This window comes from Aurantimonas sp. C2-5-R2 (assembly GCF_036549495.1).
GTDB lineage: Bacteria > Pseudomonadota > Alphaproteobacteria > Rhizobiales > Rhizobiaceae > Aurantimonas > Aurantimonas coralicida_A.
The window spans coordinates 1-2,101 of record NZ_JAZHLJ010000197.1 but is presented as its reverse complement, the minus strand read 5'-3'; the positions used below and the strand labels follow the sequence as shown (position 1 = coordinate 2,101).

The following is a 2,101-nucleotide window of genomic DNA, read 5'->3' as shown; positions in this document are numbered from 1 at the left end:
TCGCCATCCTGCGCAAGCTCGCACTCAACCTCCTCAAGCGCGCAAGGCCCGACATCTCCGTCAGGCGAAAACGCAAGCGCTCCGGATGGTCCAACAACTTCGCCCGATCCATCCTCGGCCAAATGCGATAGCCCTAACGGACCGGATGGCGCCGCTTTGCGAACTGCTGCTGGACTGCTATCTTGACTTCGGGGATCGGCTGCTGGACGAAAAAGAACGACACCGGGGTGCAGGAGTTTGCGGCGGGCGCCGTCCACTGTCTCGCGGCGATTCGCTTGGCCTGAGCATAGGGCGGATCGACGTAAATGCGAAACGTCGCTTGAGCGACCGATATGGTTTCAGCGTGTGATCTGTCGATAGATCACCGGGTTGCGATAATAACGCCGACACTTGGGGCGGTCATTAATAAGGGAACGAAAGAGATAACCTCGGCGATCATCGTAAGTTCGCTGATCGAGAACCTTGATTTGATCTAGGGTCGAGGCACGGGCTTCATCAGCGTCTCGGCAATGACGCGCATCCCGGGATCCGCCTTACCTTGCCGGCGATAATCTCGTTGACGCGGCCGGTGAAGCCGCCGACACATTTGCCGACGCGAACACCGGACGTACACAACAAGCCTCGGATTTCGTTCTCAATTTTCACCCGTATGCGGACAAGCATTTCGCAAGCGATCGGGAAGATTGGATCCGATAGCTGCCGCGGCTTTGATCCGGACTTCTTTGGTCAAACCTACACAAAGGAGCCCGTCCCAAAAGGACGGACAGGCCGTAAGCTCGCGATTTCAAGCGGCTTGTCGTTGCCGCGTCCTTCTTACCACGGATCACATGAGATTCCAGATTTTCCCCTTGCCGAACGCACAATCTATAAGATATATATATAATGCATCTTTATGTGGGACGACGCGATGAACGGCGTTTCCGGCACCGCTGTGGGCGACGGGTATATGATCTCGCCACTGACACGGATGCAGTGCAAAACGAAACTGCGCTAAGGGCCACCGGCTATCGACGGCTTCTAGGGTTACGGAAGGATTTGAATGATGACGATGCGACATGCAAGGCTGGCGCTTGGAGTCGCCGGTGCGCTTTTGATGGTGGCTCCTGCCCTGGCGGCGGACCACGAGGTCCAGATGCTCAACAAGGGTGCGGATGGCCCGATGGTCTTCGAGCCGGCGTTTCTTCAGATCGAGCCGGGCGACACGGTGACGTTCGTCCCCACCGACAAGGGGCATAATTCCGAAGCGATCGAGGGCATGGTGCCGGAGGGCGCCGAGGCCTGGAAGGGGAAGATCAGCGAAGAGGTCAGCGTCACATTCACCGAGCCGGGAATTTACGGTTACAAATGCCTGCCGCATTACCCGCTCGGCATGGTCGGTCTGATCCAGGTCGGCGACGATCCTCTCAATCTTGAGGAGGCCAAAGGCGTAAAGCACCCCGGCAAGGCAGACAAACGCATGACAGCGCTGTTTGAGGACCTCGGCGGCTGAGGCCATCACGACCAGAAAAGCCTCCGCAGCGCGATAGAGCCAAGGGCTACGGGATCGGCCGCTTGCGGCCGGTCCCCCAGTGTTGTCCCCTTTCGGAGTCTCTTCAATGGTTCGAGATTGCCAAAGGCCCATGATCGGGCAATGCATAGCTCGCAACCGTATTTGTCTTTGACGGAGGTGGCGGCGGCAGAAAGCCGAGGAACCATGGCGAAGAACAACGATCAGCCGGGGGAATTCGCCTCGCCGCCCTGTTTTACCCATGAGTTGCGCGAGACGGAGGACGGCTTTCTCGCAGGAGACGCGACAGCAGCCGCCGATGTCGCCCGCTGGCGCAAGTCTGAACGCGAGCGGCTGATTGCGATGCGCCTGGCGACCGCCGTCGATGAGCGCGGCCGCATCGCAGACGAGGTCGCCGCCGAGCTCGACAGACTGGTCGATGTGCGGCCCGGGCTGGTCGTCAGCCTCTATTGGCCGATCCGCGGCGAACTCAACCTTTTGCCCTGGATGCGTTCCTTGAATGAACTTGCCTATCCGGTTGTTACCCACGCCCACTAAATGTGGGGTGCGCCCATTCCCCGGAGTAAAGCCCGTCAAAGGTCGGCGCAGCTGCCT

Annotated in this window: 2 protein-coding genes and 1 pseudogene; all 3 read left to right on the top strand. The window is 59.2% G+C overall.

Translation table 11 applies throughout. The annotated features are described in order from the left end of the window. Positions 1 to 131: pseudogene (locus VQ044_RS24865) on the top strand (ISAs1 family transposase); the annotation flags it as partial. Positions 132 to 1,048: 917 nt separating this feature from the next. Beyond that, positions 1,049 to 1,489, top strand: a complete 441-nt coding sequence (locus VQ044_RS24860; protein ID WP_327650323.1) for a pseudoazurin — start codon at positions 1,049 to 1,051, stop codon at positions 1,487 to 1,489. 204 nt (positions 1,490 to 1,693) lie between these two features. Next, complete coding sequence (locus tag VQ044_RS24855; RefSeq protein ID WP_327650321.1) at positions 1,694 to 2,044, top strand: hypothetical protein; 351 nt, start codon at positions 1,694 to 1,696, stop codon at positions 2,042 to 2,044. Positions 2,045 to 2,101: the final 57 nt, after the last annotated feature.

Excerpts from the sequence above, each read along its gene's own strand:
- VQ044_RS24860 (WP_327650323.1), top strand. The coding sequence starts at position 1,049 with ATGCGACATGCAAGGCTGGCGCTTGGAGTCGCCGGTGCGCTTTTGATG.
- VQ044_RS24855 (WP_327650321.1), top strand. The coding sequence starts at position 1,694 with ATGGCGAAGAACAACGATCAGCCGGGGGAATTCGCCTCGCCGCCCTGT.